The organism is Micromonospora sp. NPDC048935, assembly GCF_043197875.1.
In the GTDB taxonomy this organism is placed as follows: Bacteria; Actinomycetota; Actinomycetes; order Mycobacteriales; family Micromonosporaceae; genus Micromonospora.
In genome coordinates this window covers 44,066-56,929 of record NZ_JBICTZ010000019.1, presented here as the reverse complement: position 1 = coordinate 56,929, position 12,864 = coordinate 44,066, and the positions used below count along the sequence as shown (strand labels likewise).

The window sequence follows — 12,864 nt, the reverse complement described above, 5'->3', positions numbered from 1 at the left end:
GGGATGGCCGTCCCGAAAGTGCTGCCGGGGTCCGCGCTTGACCACAGCGCCGGCCATTGGCAAGGTTTTGCAGGCTTCGCGCACACCGTACGGCAGAGGAGATCCCGTCTTCCACTGAGGACGGATTAGCGGCGGTGACCGGGCAGCGCCCGCGCCCGCACCTGGAGGACTGAGTTGAGCCCCATCCGCTCCGCGACCATCGCGGCGCTCGCATCGGCCGTAGTGGCCACCACGCTCACCGGCTGCCAGTTCGGCGGGGCGGAGCAGGACACGAGTCCGATCGTGATCGCTGCCGACCTCGAACTCTCCGGCGCCGCCGCCCCCATCGGGCGGGCATACCAGCGCGCGCTGGAACTCAAGAGGGACCAGTTGAACTCCTCCGGGGCACTGAACAACCGGAAGATCGAGCTGAAGGTGAAGGACAACCGTTCCGACTCGGCCGAGTCACTTCGCAACATCGTCGACTTCAGCGGCGATTCTCGGGTCAGTGCCATCATCATGGGTGGCTGCAACGAATGCGCGGTCGGTGCGGTTGGGACCATCAACGAGAAGCGGATTCCCACCATTGCGCTCGCCGCTTCCGGTGCCATCGCCAGCCCGGCCGCCGAACGACGCTTCGTGTTCAAGCTCGGCCCCAACGCCCCGGACAGCGCCGCCGCACTGACCACGGAACTGCGTCGCAACAACATCCGCAAGGTCGGTGCGCTCTTCAGTGACGACGACTATGGCCGGGAGGGCGCGGCCGCACTCCGCAGTGAGTTGGTCAAGGCCAACATCACGCTCCGCGAGCAGCGGGCCAAGACCACCGACACGGACGTCAGCCAGCAGATCCAACAGCTCACGGCGACCAAGCTCGACGCGCTGGTCTTCTGGACCCCGCCGGAGCAGGCGACACTGGCCGCCACCAGCGCTCAGCAGACCACCTTCCGCGGGTCCCTGTTCTTCGACGCGGGTGCGGCCGGCGACCTCTTCCTCGGCGCGGCGGCCAGGGCGACCGAGCGGGCCACGCTGATCTTCACCCAGACGATGGTGATCGACGACGTGATCGCGACGACCCCGGCCAAGGCTGCGCGGCGGCAGTGGTTCCAGGACTACACCGCACGCTACGGCGGATACAACGGGTCCTCGTCCTTCGCGGCGGACGCCATGCAGCTGATCGCCGACGCGGAACTTCGTGCCGGTGGTGAGGTCGGAAAGGTGAACCGTACCGGCATTCGGGATGTGCTTGAAACGTCCCAGATGGACGGCCTGTCGGGCCCGATCCGAATGACGCCGGACAACCACAGCGGTCTGATGCCGCAGGCGCTCACCACGCTGGTGGCCCGCAACGGCCGTTGGCGCCTGGCGGGTTGACGCAATCACCGATCACCCCGTTATCCGCATGATCGACATAACGTCGTCGATGGTGCGGTGACCGGGACGGTCCGACGAGAAAAGGGCCGGCCTCCCGCGGGGAGGCCGGCCCTTCGCGTTTCCGGTGTGGTCAGCGACTGCTGGTGGTCTCGCGGACCCAGGGCAGGGCGATCCGTTCGGTTAGCACGAGCGCCGAGTAGAGCAGGATGCTCACCAACGCCACCAACATGATCGCCGCCCACGCGGTGGCGGTGTCACCGACGCCCGCGTACTGCGTGATGACGTAGCCGAGGCCACTCTCGCCGGCCTGGAACTCACCGATCACCGCGCCGATCGCGGCCAGTGGCATGGCCACCTTGAGCCCGACGAAGATCTGCGGCAACGCGGCCGGGAAGCGCACCTTGCGGAACGCCTGCCAACGGGAGGCGTTCCAGGAACGCACCAGCTCGGCCAGGTCGGCCGGCGTGGTGGTGAGCCCGGTCGCGGTGGAGAGCACGATCGGAAAGAAGCAGAGCAGGAACACCATGGTCAGGATCGGTTTCTGACCCCAGCCGAGCGCCACCACCAGCAGCGGGCCCAGCGTGATCTTCGGCACCGCGTTCACCGCGACCAACAGGGGCGTGAACATCCGCTCCACCGTTCGGGAGCTGGCCAGCGAAAGTCCGATCAGGATGCCGGCCGCCGCCGACAGCGCGAAGCCGACAAGGATCTCCAGCAGGGTGTCCCAGGTGTGTTCCAGCATCTGGGCGGGCTTGTCGACGAACGCGGTGAGCACGTCGCCAGGCGGTGGCAGGGCCGCGGGATGGACCAGTTCCAGCCGGGCGATCAGCCACCACGCCGCCAGGGCGACCAGGAGGCCCGCCGCGGGCAGCAGCGTCGCACCGGCACCGGCGCGGAGACCGGCGCCTCGACCTGCCCGCCCCGCCTGGGGTCCGACACCCACGGGTGGGGATGCCACCACCGCCGCGTCCACCGACCGGACGTCGGTCATCTTGTCCTCCTCGAAATCCCACGGCCCCGAGAGGCCGACGAGCGACGGGGGTACGCCCCACCGGAATTCGGCGAGACGTACCCCCGGGTGACGACCGGACGATCAGGCCTTCGGCGCGAGGCTGAAGTCGATGATCTGCTCGGGGGTGATGTTCTGCTTGAGCGCGCCGGCGCCCTGCAGGATCGCGATGCTCTTGGCGACCCGGCCGCTGTCCAGGGTGCCGATCGCGGTGCCGGTGTTGCCGGACCGGACGTACGCGGCCATCAGCTCCAGCTCGGCGGCGGCGGCGACCGGGTTGGCGGCGTCGACGTTCTTCTTCAGGATCTCGCCGGCCTCCTTGGAGTTGGCCAGGCTGTACTCCAGGCCCTTGAGCAGCGCCGTGGTGAATCGCTTCACCATCTCGGGCTTCTCCTTGGCGATCTTCGAGGACGTGATCAGCACGTTGCCGTAGAGGTCCTGCATCACGTTGCTGTACGGCAGCATGACGGCCTTCTTCTTGGCTACCGCCTCGATGGTCGGCTGACCAACGACGAACTGGCCGATGCCGTCCACCGCGCCGGAGGCGAGCGTGCCGATCAGAGCCTGCGCCTCACCGTTGACCCAGGTCACCTTGCTCGCGTCCACGCCGGCGAGCCGGGCGTACGTCGGGAAGAGGTTGCGGACCACCGAGCCGGGGGTGTCGGCGAGCTTCTTGCCCTCCAGGTCCTTCGGCGAGGCGATGTTCTTGCCCTCGACCGAGGCGATGCCGGCCATGGTGCGCTGCTGGATCGCGGCCACCACGGTGAAGTCCTTCGCCTGGCCGTTGCCGACCTGGAGCAGACTGCCGGTGAGGTCGACCGGGCCGAAGGTGGCCTGACCACCGACGATGGTCTGGATCACGCCACCGGTGCCCTGACCAGGCTTGATCTCGACGTCGAAGCCGGCGTCCTTGAAGAAGCCCTTCTCCTTCGCCACCCAGGCGTAGGAGTCACGGCCGAAGTTGCCGAAGGAGGTGAGGTAGATCACCTTCTCCATTGCCCCGTCCTTGCCGCCCTTGGCGTCAGACGAGTCCGACCCGCTGCTGCAGGCGGAAACGAGAGCGAGGGCGGTGGCCAGCGCGGCCGTAGCGACCGTACGGGTCAGCCTTCTCATCAGTAGCACCATGTCCTTTCCAGCCGGGGCCGAAGGGCCGCCGGAGGGGGTTGTCATGACGGGCCGGCTGGAGGGGTGGAAGCCGGGCGCCGCCGTCGTGGGGGGACTCTTCGCGGGCACAGCGTACGAGAAAGGCACAGTTGTGACGCCAGGCGTATCGGGTTGCGGATCGGGAACAACCTCATGACCACCCCGGACGGTTCGATAGGCGGACACGCCGCTAGCCTTTGTCGGATTCCTGACCGACCACTCAGCGGAGGTGCGCCGGAGATGATCCGACTGACCGGGGTGTCCCGTACCTTCGAGGGCCGTTCCGGCCGGGTGGAGGCGCTGCGGGGCATCGACCTCGACGTCGCCGAGGGTGAGTTCGTCGCCGTGCTCGGTCGCTCCGGCTGCGGCAAGTCCACACTGCTGCGGTTGATCGCCGGGCTACTCCCGCTGACCGCCGGTGAGATCACCGTGGCCGGTACGCCGATCTCCCGTCCCCGCCAGGACATCGCCATGCTGTTCCAGAAGCCGGCGCTGCTGCCCTGGCGCACCGTGCTGGACAACGTCCTGCTGCCGGTGGAGATCTTCGGCTGGAGCCGCGCCAAGCACCGCGAGCGGGCCCGGCAACTGCTCGACGTGGCCGGGCTGGCCGGGTTCGAGAAGCGGCTTCCGCACGAGCTTTCCGGCGGCATGCAGCAGCGGGTGTCGCTGTGCCGGTCGTTGATCGGTGAGCCCAGGGTGATGCTGATGGACGAGCCGTTCTCCGCGTTGGACGCGCTCACCCGTGAGGAACTCTCCGGCGAACTCCAGCGGGTGCACATGGAGAACAAACCGACGATCGTCTTCGTCACCCACTCGATCGACGAGGCGGTGCTGCTCGCCGACCGGGTGGTCGTGCTGAGCCCCCGCCCCGGCCGGATCCGCAAGGTGGTGGACGTCGCCATCCCCCGACCCCGCACCCTGGGCCGCAACGCCCACCTGGCCGACGTCGCCCGCGTCAGCGCCGACCTCCACGAACTGCTGATGGAACGCGACCAGCCGGCCGCGGCCGGCGCGGAAGGACGATGAGCATGCGGGTGTCGGTCTTCACCGAGCCGAACCGTGGCGCCACCTACGACACGCAACTCCGGTTCGCCCGACTGGTCGAGGCCTGCGGCTACGAGGGCTTCCTCCGCGCCGACCACTACCAGTCGATGGGCGCCGACCCGGGCCTGCCCGGCCCCACGGACGCCTGGCTGACCCTCGCCGCGCTGGCCCGGGAGACCGAGCGGATCAGGCTCGGCACCCTGGTGACGTCGGCCACCTTCCGCCTGCCCGGCCCCCTCGCGGTGATGGTCGCCCAGGTCGACCAGATGAGCGGCGGCCGGGTCGACCTGGGCATCGGCGCCGGCTGGTACGAGCGCGAGCACACCTCGTACGGCATTCCGTTCCCGCCGGTCGGCGAACGCTTCGACCGGCTGGCCGAGCAGCTTGAGGTGATCACCGGGCTGTGGCGGACCCCGTCCGGCGAGACCTACAGCTTCACCGGCGACCACTACCGACTGGTCGACGCCCCGGCCCTGCCCAAGCCGGTGCAGGTGCCGGGACCGCCGATCATCGTGGGCGGGCGCGGCCCCAAGCGCACCCCCGAGCTGGCCGCCCGGTACGCCGACGAGTTCAACATGCCGTTCAAGTCCGTGGCGGACACCGCCAGGGCGTTCGACCGGGTGCGTGAGGCGTGCGAGCGCACCGGTCGGACGGAGTCCGGTCGAGCGCCGCTGGTGCTCTCCGCCGGGCTCGTCGTGGCCATCGGCCGGACCGACGCCGAGGCCCAGCGGCGGGCCGCGCCCCTGCACGAGAAGAGCGCGTTGCCGCCGGAGGACCCCGTGGTCGGCTCGCCCGCACAGCTCGCGCAGCGGATCGGCGAGTTCGCCGCGATCGGCGCCACCCGCGTCCACCTGCGCCTGATCGACTTCGCAGACCTCGACCACCTTGAGCTGATCGCCGCCGAGGTGCTCCCGCAACTGGACGGAGAACGATGACAGACGTGATCGACGGCACCGAACTCGGGCCGGTGGGCCAGGAGATCGTGTACGAGAACGACCGGGTCCGGGTCTGGCACATCCGGCTTGAGCCGGGTGAGCGGCAGCCGCTGCACCGGCATGATCACCCGTACCTGGTGGTGGCGATCGAGGGCGCGAAGAACGTCGTGCAGACCATCGACGGCACCCGGATCGACGCCGACGAGCCCACCGGCGGAGTGGTCTACCGGGACCCGGGAGCCGTACACATGCTCACCAATGTCGGAGACACGACATACCTGGCTCGACTGGTCGAACTCAAGTAGACCCGCCGAGCGGCGAGCCGGCGCGCCGCGCGGCGCGCCGGTGGCGGTCCGGTGTACAGGGTGCGTAACGTGCCCGACATGGCCTTTCGGACCTGGGGCAGACTGCTGCTCACGGCGCTCGGGGTGAGCGTGCTGGCCGGGGCCGGCCAGCTCGGCGTCGCGTACGGTTTCGGCATCGTCCGGTTGACCGGCGCCTTCACCGGCACGACCGTCAACCAGTGGCCCGCCCAGCTCGTCTGGGTGGGCTGGTTCGCCGCGAACGCCGCAGTCGTCGGCGCTGTCCTGACCGGACGCCTCGCCCGCAGCGACGCTCCGGCAGCCAGCACCCGCCGGCAGTTGGCCATCGGCGGCGCGGCGGCACTCGGCGCGACAGTCATCGCGCCGCTCTGCATGCAGCCCGCCCGCGCCGCGGAGTTGATCTCCGTTGACCCGGTCTGGGCGGTGGGCATCTGCGCCGTACTCGGCGCGGTGATCGGAGCGGGCGCGGCAATCGCCGTCCTGCTCCGGCCCGAGCTGGGCTGGAACATGGCGGCCGTGGCCGGCGCGATCTGGCTACTGGCGTTGATCTCCGTCCTGCCGTCGCTCGGCACGGCCGGGCCGCTGCCGACCGTCCGCCTCGGCGTGCTGGAGCCGAGCTGGCTGGACGATGCCGCCGCGCAACGACTGGCACTGCTGCTGCTGCCCATCGTGGCGCTGCTGGCCGGGGCCGCGACCGCCGGGTTGGCTCGCTGGCGGGGGCAGGAGCCCCTGATCAGCGGGGCGACCGGGGTGGCCGGTCCGGTGCTCGTAGCATTCGCCTACCTGACCGCCGGCCCGGGCGACTCCGTGGACCGCTACCAGGTGAATCCGTACTACGGCGCACTGATCGCGGTCCTCGCCGGCGCGCTCGGCGCGGCCGCCGCCGCGTTGCTGCGCTGGCCGTCGCGCGCCCGCGCCACGCAATCCACGGCGATCGAACCCAGCGACATCCTGGGCGCGCTGCCCACCGGCCCGGCCCTGCCCAACGCCGCGTCGACGCGCCCGGGGAACGACACGGTCACCACCGACCGGACCGACGCAGCGGAGCCCGCCGGGTCGTCGGCCGTCGTGCCGCTGGCAGGCGGATCGCCGGCGGTCGGATCGCCGGCCGGCGAGATGGCCGGCGCTGAGCTGGCCGGCGCCACGCCAGGTCCGCGCACGGCCGGCGGCTCCGATGGTGTACGCACCGTCCCGGCGCACTGGGACTGGCCGGAGGCCACCGCGAGCGGCCAGCACGGTGCGACTCCCGCCGCTGCGGCGGAGCCCGCGAGTTGGCTGACCGATCCGACAGGTGAATTCACCGCCAGACGGCAGACGCCCTCGTTGGGCCGGGATGATGTCATCTCCCCGGCCGAGACCACGCACTCGGCCAAACCCGCCGCCACCAGCGCGACCGCCATCAGTTCGACCGGCACCAGCTCGACCGCCATCAGTTCGACCGGCACCAGCTCGACCGGCACCACGGCCGGGCGCGCCGACGCCGCCGTTCCGCCGGATGGTCCGGCGGCCGACGAACCGACCGCCAGCAGCGCGGCAAGCAGCAGCGAAAGCCCGACCGGCGAGCGCACCGCCGCCCCGACCGGCGCGGAGGCACCCAGCGACGACACGAGCAGCACGGGCGGCACGGGCACGAGCGGCACGTTCACGAGCGGCACGAGCACGAGCACGAGCAGCACGAGCGGCACGGCAGCAACCGGCGCGGGCGTAACGAGTACGGCAGGAGCCAGCGCAGGCGCAATCAGCCCGGGAAACGTCGGCACGACCGCCGCCAGCACGGGGACAGCCGCTGCGGACGAGGTCAGCACGGGAACAGCCGGCGCGGCCGCCGCCAGCACGGGAACTACCGGTGCGGATGAGGTCAACACGGGGGCAGCCGGCGCGACCGCCGCCAGCACGAACCCCGCCAGCGCGACCGGTGCCAGCACGGGAACAGCCGGTGTGGACAAGATCAGCGCGGATCCCGCCGGCACGGTTGCCTCCAGCACGAGGACAGCCGGTGCGGCCAAGATCAGCGCGGACCGAGCCAGCACGGACGGGACCAGCACGGACGGGGCGGATGTACCGCTGACGGTCAAGCCCCGCCGAGCCCGTAAGCCGAAGGCCAGCCCGCTCGCCACCACCGACAGGGCCGACGGTACGTCGGCATCGGGGTCGGCGAGCACCGACGAGACGGCCGCCGGCACCGATGTGTCCGACACCGAGGGCCGGAGCTCCGAGGCCGGCCCGGCCTCCGAGGCGACCCCGACCACCGCGAGCGCGGCGACCCCGACCACCAGAACCGGTCCGACGAGAACTCCCGTCGCCCCGACCCCCACGACAGGTCCGATGAGAACGCCCACGCCGACCACCAGCGCCGGTCCCACCAGAACACCCACGCCGACCACCACCGCCGGCCCAACGAGGACACCAACCCCCACCACCACCGCCGGTCCGGCCAGAACACCCACTCCCACCACGACCGCGGGCCCACCGAGAACACCCACACCGACCAGCACCGCCGGCCCGGCCAGAACACCTACCCCCACCACAGCCGGCCCGGCCAGAACACCCACTCCCACCACCGGTTTGGCAGGAGCAGCGGCCCCGGCCGGCATACAGGCGGCGGACGATTCGTCGCGTACCCCGGACGCCCCCGGCGCTGCCTCCACGGTGCGGCCTGCCGACCCGGCCAGCGAATCGGCCGCCGCCGGAGCTGGCGAGACGAGCAGCGCGCGGCCGGTCACCGAGGACGATCAGACCGGTGGTTTTTTCGGGGTCGCGGCCGCCAGCGACCCGGACGCGGTCCGGTGGACGCCCGCACCGTCGGCTTGGCCGGTCACCCCGGCTTGGACGGTGCCACCGCAGGCATCCGAGCCGGGGTCGACGGCAGCGGACCCGTCGAGCGGACCGGACGAGTCGATCGGGCAGACGCCGAGGGCCAGGCACCGGGTGCCGCTGCCGGATTTGAGCCGGGTTGCCACCTGGAACGCCTTCGACACCTCTCGCCGCACCGAGCCGACGGAGTCGCCGGACGATCTGGCGGCACCGACCGGCCCGGCCACGGCAGGCGAGCTGGCCGCTGCGGCCAGACACCCGGGCTCGACGGAGCCTCCGGCCGTGCCGGACCGGGCTGGCGCGCCCACCGGCACGGGCACCGGCACGGGCACCGGCACGGGCACCGGCATCGGCATCGGCATCGGCATCGGCAACGGCAACGGCAACGGCACGGGCAACGCCACCAGCAGAGGCAGCGCTACCAGCACCGGCAGCGCCACCGACAGCGCCACCAACAGCGACACCGCCGCTGAGAGCGACACCGGCGACAAAGCAGGCACCGGAGACAGGGCAGGCACCGACGACCCGGCGAGCACCGACGCAACAGGCGCCGCGACCGTCGTCGAGCAGCCCACCCGACGTGGGCGGCTCGGCGGTCTGTTCCGCCGCAACCGGTCCCGGGCCGACGAGAAGAGCCCGGACGGGTCGGACGCGACGGAGGCCCTGCCGACGCAGGACGAGGAGTTCGTCGACTGGGTCGCCGGTCTGAGCAAGCCGGTGTCGGACAACGAGCCGCAGCAGGAGAGCGGCCGACGTTCGCTGCGCTCCACCGGCCGACACCACCGCGACTGACCCGCCGGCCGGTGGGTCAGTCGCTGCTCGGGTGCGACTGATCCACTCGGGTTCATTGAAGTCGGGCTGTCCCGCCCGCCTGGATACCGCGATATCAGTGAACCCGAGTGGATCATCCCGGGGCGCGCGCGGCGGGACGGTCAGGCCACCCGGGGCGCGCGCGGCGGGACGGTCAGGCCACCCGGGGCGCGCGCCCGCGAGACTGGTCAGGCCAGCGGCAGGTAGACCCGGCCGCCGCCGGAGACGAACTCCTCCGACTTGTCCTTCATGCCGCGTGCCGCGTACTCCTTGAGCTCTTGGGTGATCTTCATGGAGCAGAACTTCGGGCCGCACATCGAGCAGAAGTGTGCCGTCTTCGCCGGCTCGGCCGGCAGCGTCGCGTCGTGGTACGAGCGGGCCGTCTCCGGATCCAACGAGAGGTTGAACTGGTCCTCCCAGCGGAACTCGAACCGCGCCTTCGACAGCGCGTCGTCCCAGGCCTGCGCGCCGGGGTGCCCCTTGGCCAGGTCCGCCGCGTGGGCCGCGATCTTGTACGCGATCACGCCCGCCTTCACGTCGTCCCGGTCCGGCAGGCCGAGGTGCTCCTTCGGGGTGACGTAGCAGAGCATCGCGGTGCCGAACATGCCGATCATCGCGGCCCCGATCGCCGAGGTGATGTGGTCGTACGCGGGCGCGATGTCGGTGGTCAGTGGACCGAGCGTGTAGAAGGGCGCCTCGTGGCACCACTCCTGCTGGAGGTCCACGTTCTCCTTGATCTTGTGCATCGGCACGTGACCGGGGCCTTCGATCATCACCTGCACGTCGTACGCCCAGGCGACCTTGGTCAGCTCACCGAGCGTGCGCAGCTCGGCGAACTGCGCCTCGTCGTTGGCGTCCGCGATCGAGCCGGGGCGCAGCCCGTCGCCGAGGGAGAACGTCACGTCGTAGCGCGCGAGCAGTGCACACAACTCCTCGAAGTTGGTGTAGAGGAAGTTCTCCTCGTGGTGCGCCAGGCACCACGCCGCCATGATCGAACCGCCCCGGGAGACGATCCCGGTCACCCGGTCCACGGCCAGCGGCACGTACGGCAGGAGGACCCCGGCGTGCACCGTCATGTAGTCCACGCCCTGCTCGGCCTGCTCGATGACGGTCTCCCGGAACACCTCCCAGCTCAACTTCACCGGGTCCCCGCCGACCTTTTCGAGGGCCTGGTAGATCGGCACCGTCCCGATCGGCACTGGCGAGTTCCGCACGATCGACTCGCGGGTCTCGTGGATCCGTTTCCCGGTGGACAGGTCCATCACGGTGTCCGCGCCCCAGCGGGTGGCCCAGGTCAGCTTCTCCACCTCCTCGGCGACAGACGAGCTGACCGCCGAGGTGCCGATGTTGGCGTTCACCTTGACCAGGAACGCCTTTCCGATGATCGCCGGCTCACACTCCGGGTGGTTGACGTTGAGCGGCAACACCGCCCGACCGGCGGCGATCTCGGCCCGGACCAGCTCCGGGTCGACGTTCTCCCGGATCGCCACGAACTCCATCTCCGGCGTCACCACACCCGCCCGCGCGTACGCGAGCTGGGTGGGCCGACGGCCGTCCATCCCGGCCAGCGGCGTGCCCGCGCCCCGCACCGGGGCCACGTCACCCCGCTCGGCGATCCACGGTCCGCGCAGCGGCGGCAGCCCCACCTCCGGGTCCGAACCAGGTCCGGACGTGTCGTAGAGCCGCACCGGCGGCAGGTCCCCGGTCAGCCCCACCTCTGCGAACGGCACCCGGACATCGGGCCTCGAACCCTCGACGTACACCTTGCCTCGTGCCTGCATGACAACTCCCTTGGTGATCAGGCGGACCAGCCGAAGTGATCCAGCGGTCCACGTCCCGCGCCCAGCTCCCAACTCCGTGCGCCGGTCAGCGCACGGAGCACGTACTCCTTCGCGGCCCCCACCGCGGCCGGCACCGGGTCGCCCAGGGCGAGCCGCACGGCGATCGCCGCCGAGAACGAGCAGCCGGTGCCGTGGGTGTGCCGGGTGTCGACCCGGGGGGCGCGCAGCAGGGTGGTGACGCCGCCGCCGTGCAGCACGTCGACCGCCTCGCCGCCGCCCAGGTCACCGCCGGTGACCACGACGTACTCCGGGCCGCCGGCCGCGAGGGCCTCGGCGGCCACGACCATCGCGGCCACGTCGTCCACCGGGCGTCCGGTGATCGCCGCGGCCTCCGCGCAGTTCGGCGTCGCCACCCTGGCGTACGGCAGCAGCCGCTCCACCGCACTTACCACGCCGAGGCGGTGTCCACTCGTGGCGACGAGCACCGGATCGACGACGAGCTGCGGCAGCCGGCAGTCCCGGGCTGCCTCGGCGACCACGTCCGCGACCGCCGGGGTGCCGAGCATCCCCGTCTTGACCGCGCGCACGGTGAAATCCATGAGTACGCTGTCCAGCTGCTCGGTCACCGTGCGCGGCGGCATCGGCAGCACGGCGTCGACGCCCCGGGTGTTCTGCGCGGTGACCGCGGTGAGAACGCTCGTGCCGTACGCGCCGAGCGCCGCGAAGACCTTGAGGTCGGCCTGGATGCCCGCGCCGCCCCCGGAGTCGGAGCCGGCGATGGTGAGGATGGTGCTCGGGGTCACTTCTCCTCCTTGGTTGCGGTTGGCCGTTTCTGGTTGCGGTTTGGGGCTGCGGCCGACAGTGCCCACTCCGGGCGGTCAGGCTTGATCCCTGCGTGGGCACTGTCGGCCGCAGCCCCGCGCGTGGGGGCCTGGCTGACCCCGCGCCGGGTTTTGAGAGCCTGGGTGAACGCCTCTTGGTAAGCGCTGGTCAGGGTGGTGGCTGTTTCGGCGGGGTCTTCCGCTCGCATGATCGCGCCCAGCACTGCCACTCCTGTGGCTCCTGCCTCTACGCAGGCGGTTACCTGTTCCGGGGTTTCGATGCCGCCCAGGGCCAGTACCGGTACGTGGCTGATCCTGATCAGCTTGCGCAGCCCTTTGGTGGTCAGGGGTGGGCCGTAGCCCGGTTTCGTCCTGGTGAGGTGGACCGGGGAGACGGTGGCGTAGTGCTCGGTGGTCAGGCGGTTCAGTTCGCTGTCGTCGTGGCAGGAGCGGCCGACCAGGCGGTGGGTCGGCGGCGGGTACGGGCCGGCGGCGGGCAGGTGCACGGCGTCGCCGCCCAGTGGGTCGGGACCGGCCACGACGAGGGTTCCGCCGACGTCGGCGAGGATCGCGCGCAGGTCGGTGGCGAGAGCGGCGCGCTCGGCGCGGGGCAGGTCCTTCTCCCGCAGCACCACCCAGCGCACTCCCCCGGCCACCGCTCCCGCGACAACCTGCTCCAGCCCACCGCGAGCGAGCAACCGATCGGTCAGAACGACAACCCCCGACGGCACGGTCCCCGACGAGATCTTGGAAGCAATGCGCCCCTCCAGGGGCAGTTTCCTTCCAAGATCTACCGCCGCTGCCGCTGCCGGCGGCGACGGCGGCGACGGC

Annotated in this window: 10 protein-coding genes; 5 read left to right on the top strand and 5 right to left on the bottom strand. The window is 71.1% G+C overall.

Annotated elements, in window-relative coordinates:
• The first annotated feature begins 174 nt into the window (after positions 1 to 174).
• Positions 175 to 1,353 (top strand): ABC transporter substrate-binding protein, encoded by a 1,179-nt coding sequence (locus tag ACGFIW_RS32795; RefSeq protein ID WP_393324142.1) that lies wholly within the window; start codon positions 175 to 177, stop codon positions 1,351 to 1,353.
• A gap of 130 nt (positions 1,354 to 1,483) precedes the next feature.
• Here the strand turns inward: ACGFIW_RS32795 and ACGFIW_RS32790 are convergent, their stop codons facing one another.
• Positions 1,484 to 2,344 (bottom strand): ABC transporter permease, encoded by an 861-nt coding sequence (locus ACGFIW_RS32790; protein ID WP_393324139.1) that lies wholly within the window; start codon positions 2,342 to 2,344, stop codon positions 1,484 to 1,486.
• A 102-nt stretch (positions 2,345 to 2,446) separates the two neighbouring features.
• Positions 2,447 to 3,475: an ABC transporter substrate-binding protein gene (locus ACGFIW_RS32785; protein WP_393324136.1), complete on the bottom strand. Its 1,029-nt coding sequence runs from the start codon at positions 3,473 to 3,475 to the stop codon at positions 2,447 to 2,449.
• Positions 3,476 to 3,745: 270 nt separating this feature from the next.
• Here ACGFIW_RS32785 and ACGFIW_RS32780 point away from each other — a divergent pair, with 270 nt between their 5' ends.
• The 4 genes from ACGFIW_RS32780 to ACGFIW_RS32765 all read left to right on the top strand — a co-directional run bounded on the left by ACGFIW_RS32780 (position 3,746) and on the right by ACGFIW_RS32765 (position 9,413).
• Complete coding sequence (locus tag ACGFIW_RS32780) at positions 3,746 to 4,531, top strand: ABC transporter ATP-binding protein (protein WP_393324133.1); 786 nt, start codon at positions 3,746 to 3,748, stop codon at positions 4,529 to 4,531.
• 2 nt (positions 4,532 to 4,533) lie between these two features.
• Complete coding sequence (locus tag ACGFIW_RS32775; RefSeq protein WP_393324237.1) at positions 4,534 to 5,484, top strand: LLM class F420-dependent oxidoreductase; 951 nt, start codon at positions 4,534 to 4,536, stop codon at positions 5,482 to 5,484.
• On the top strand, positions 5,481 to 5,789 hold the full coding sequence (locus ACGFIW_RS32770) for a cupin (RefSeq protein WP_007465195.1): 309 nt from the start codon (positions 5,481 to 5,483) through the stop codon (positions 5,787 to 5,789). Before ACGFIW_RS32775 ends, ACGFIW_RS32770 begins: the two co-directional genes overlap by 4 nt.
• A gap of 78 nt (positions 5,790 to 5,867) precedes the next feature.
• Complete coding sequence (locus ACGFIW_RS32765) at positions 5,868 to 9,413, top strand: hypothetical protein (RefSeq protein ID WP_393324130.1); 3,546 nt, start codon at positions 5,868 to 5,870, stop codon at positions 9,411 to 9,413.
• A 206-nt stretch (positions 9,414 to 9,619) separates the two neighbouring features.
• Here the strand turns inward: ACGFIW_RS32765 and thiC are convergent, their stop codons facing one another.
• From thiC to ACGFIW_RS32750, 3 genes are read right to left on the bottom strand one after another with little or no spacing between them, the layout of a single operon-like run.
• Positions 9,620 to 11,212 (bottom strand): phosphomethylpyrimidine synthase ThiC, encoded by a 1,593-nt coding sequence (gene thiC, locus ACGFIW_RS32760; RefSeq protein ID WP_393324128.1) that lies wholly within the window; start codon positions 11,210 to 11,212, stop codon positions 9,620 to 9,622.
• A 17-nt stretch (positions 11,213 to 11,229) separates the two neighbouring features.
• Entirely contained in the window at positions 11,230 to 12,015 is a 786-nt protein-coding gene (gene thiD / locus ACGFIW_RS32755) for a bifunctional hydroxymethylpyrimidine kinase/phosphomethylpyrimidine kinase (RefSeq protein WP_393324125.1), read from the bottom strand.
• Positions 12,012 to 12,779 (bottom strand): thiamine phosphate synthase, encoded by a 768-nt coding sequence (locus ACGFIW_RS32750; protein WP_393324234.1) that lies wholly within the window; start codon positions 12,777 to 12,779, stop codon positions 12,012 to 12,014. Before ACGFIW_RS32750 ends, thiD begins: the two co-directional genes overlap by 4 nt.
• Positions 12,780 to 12,864 lie beyond the last annotated feature (85 nt).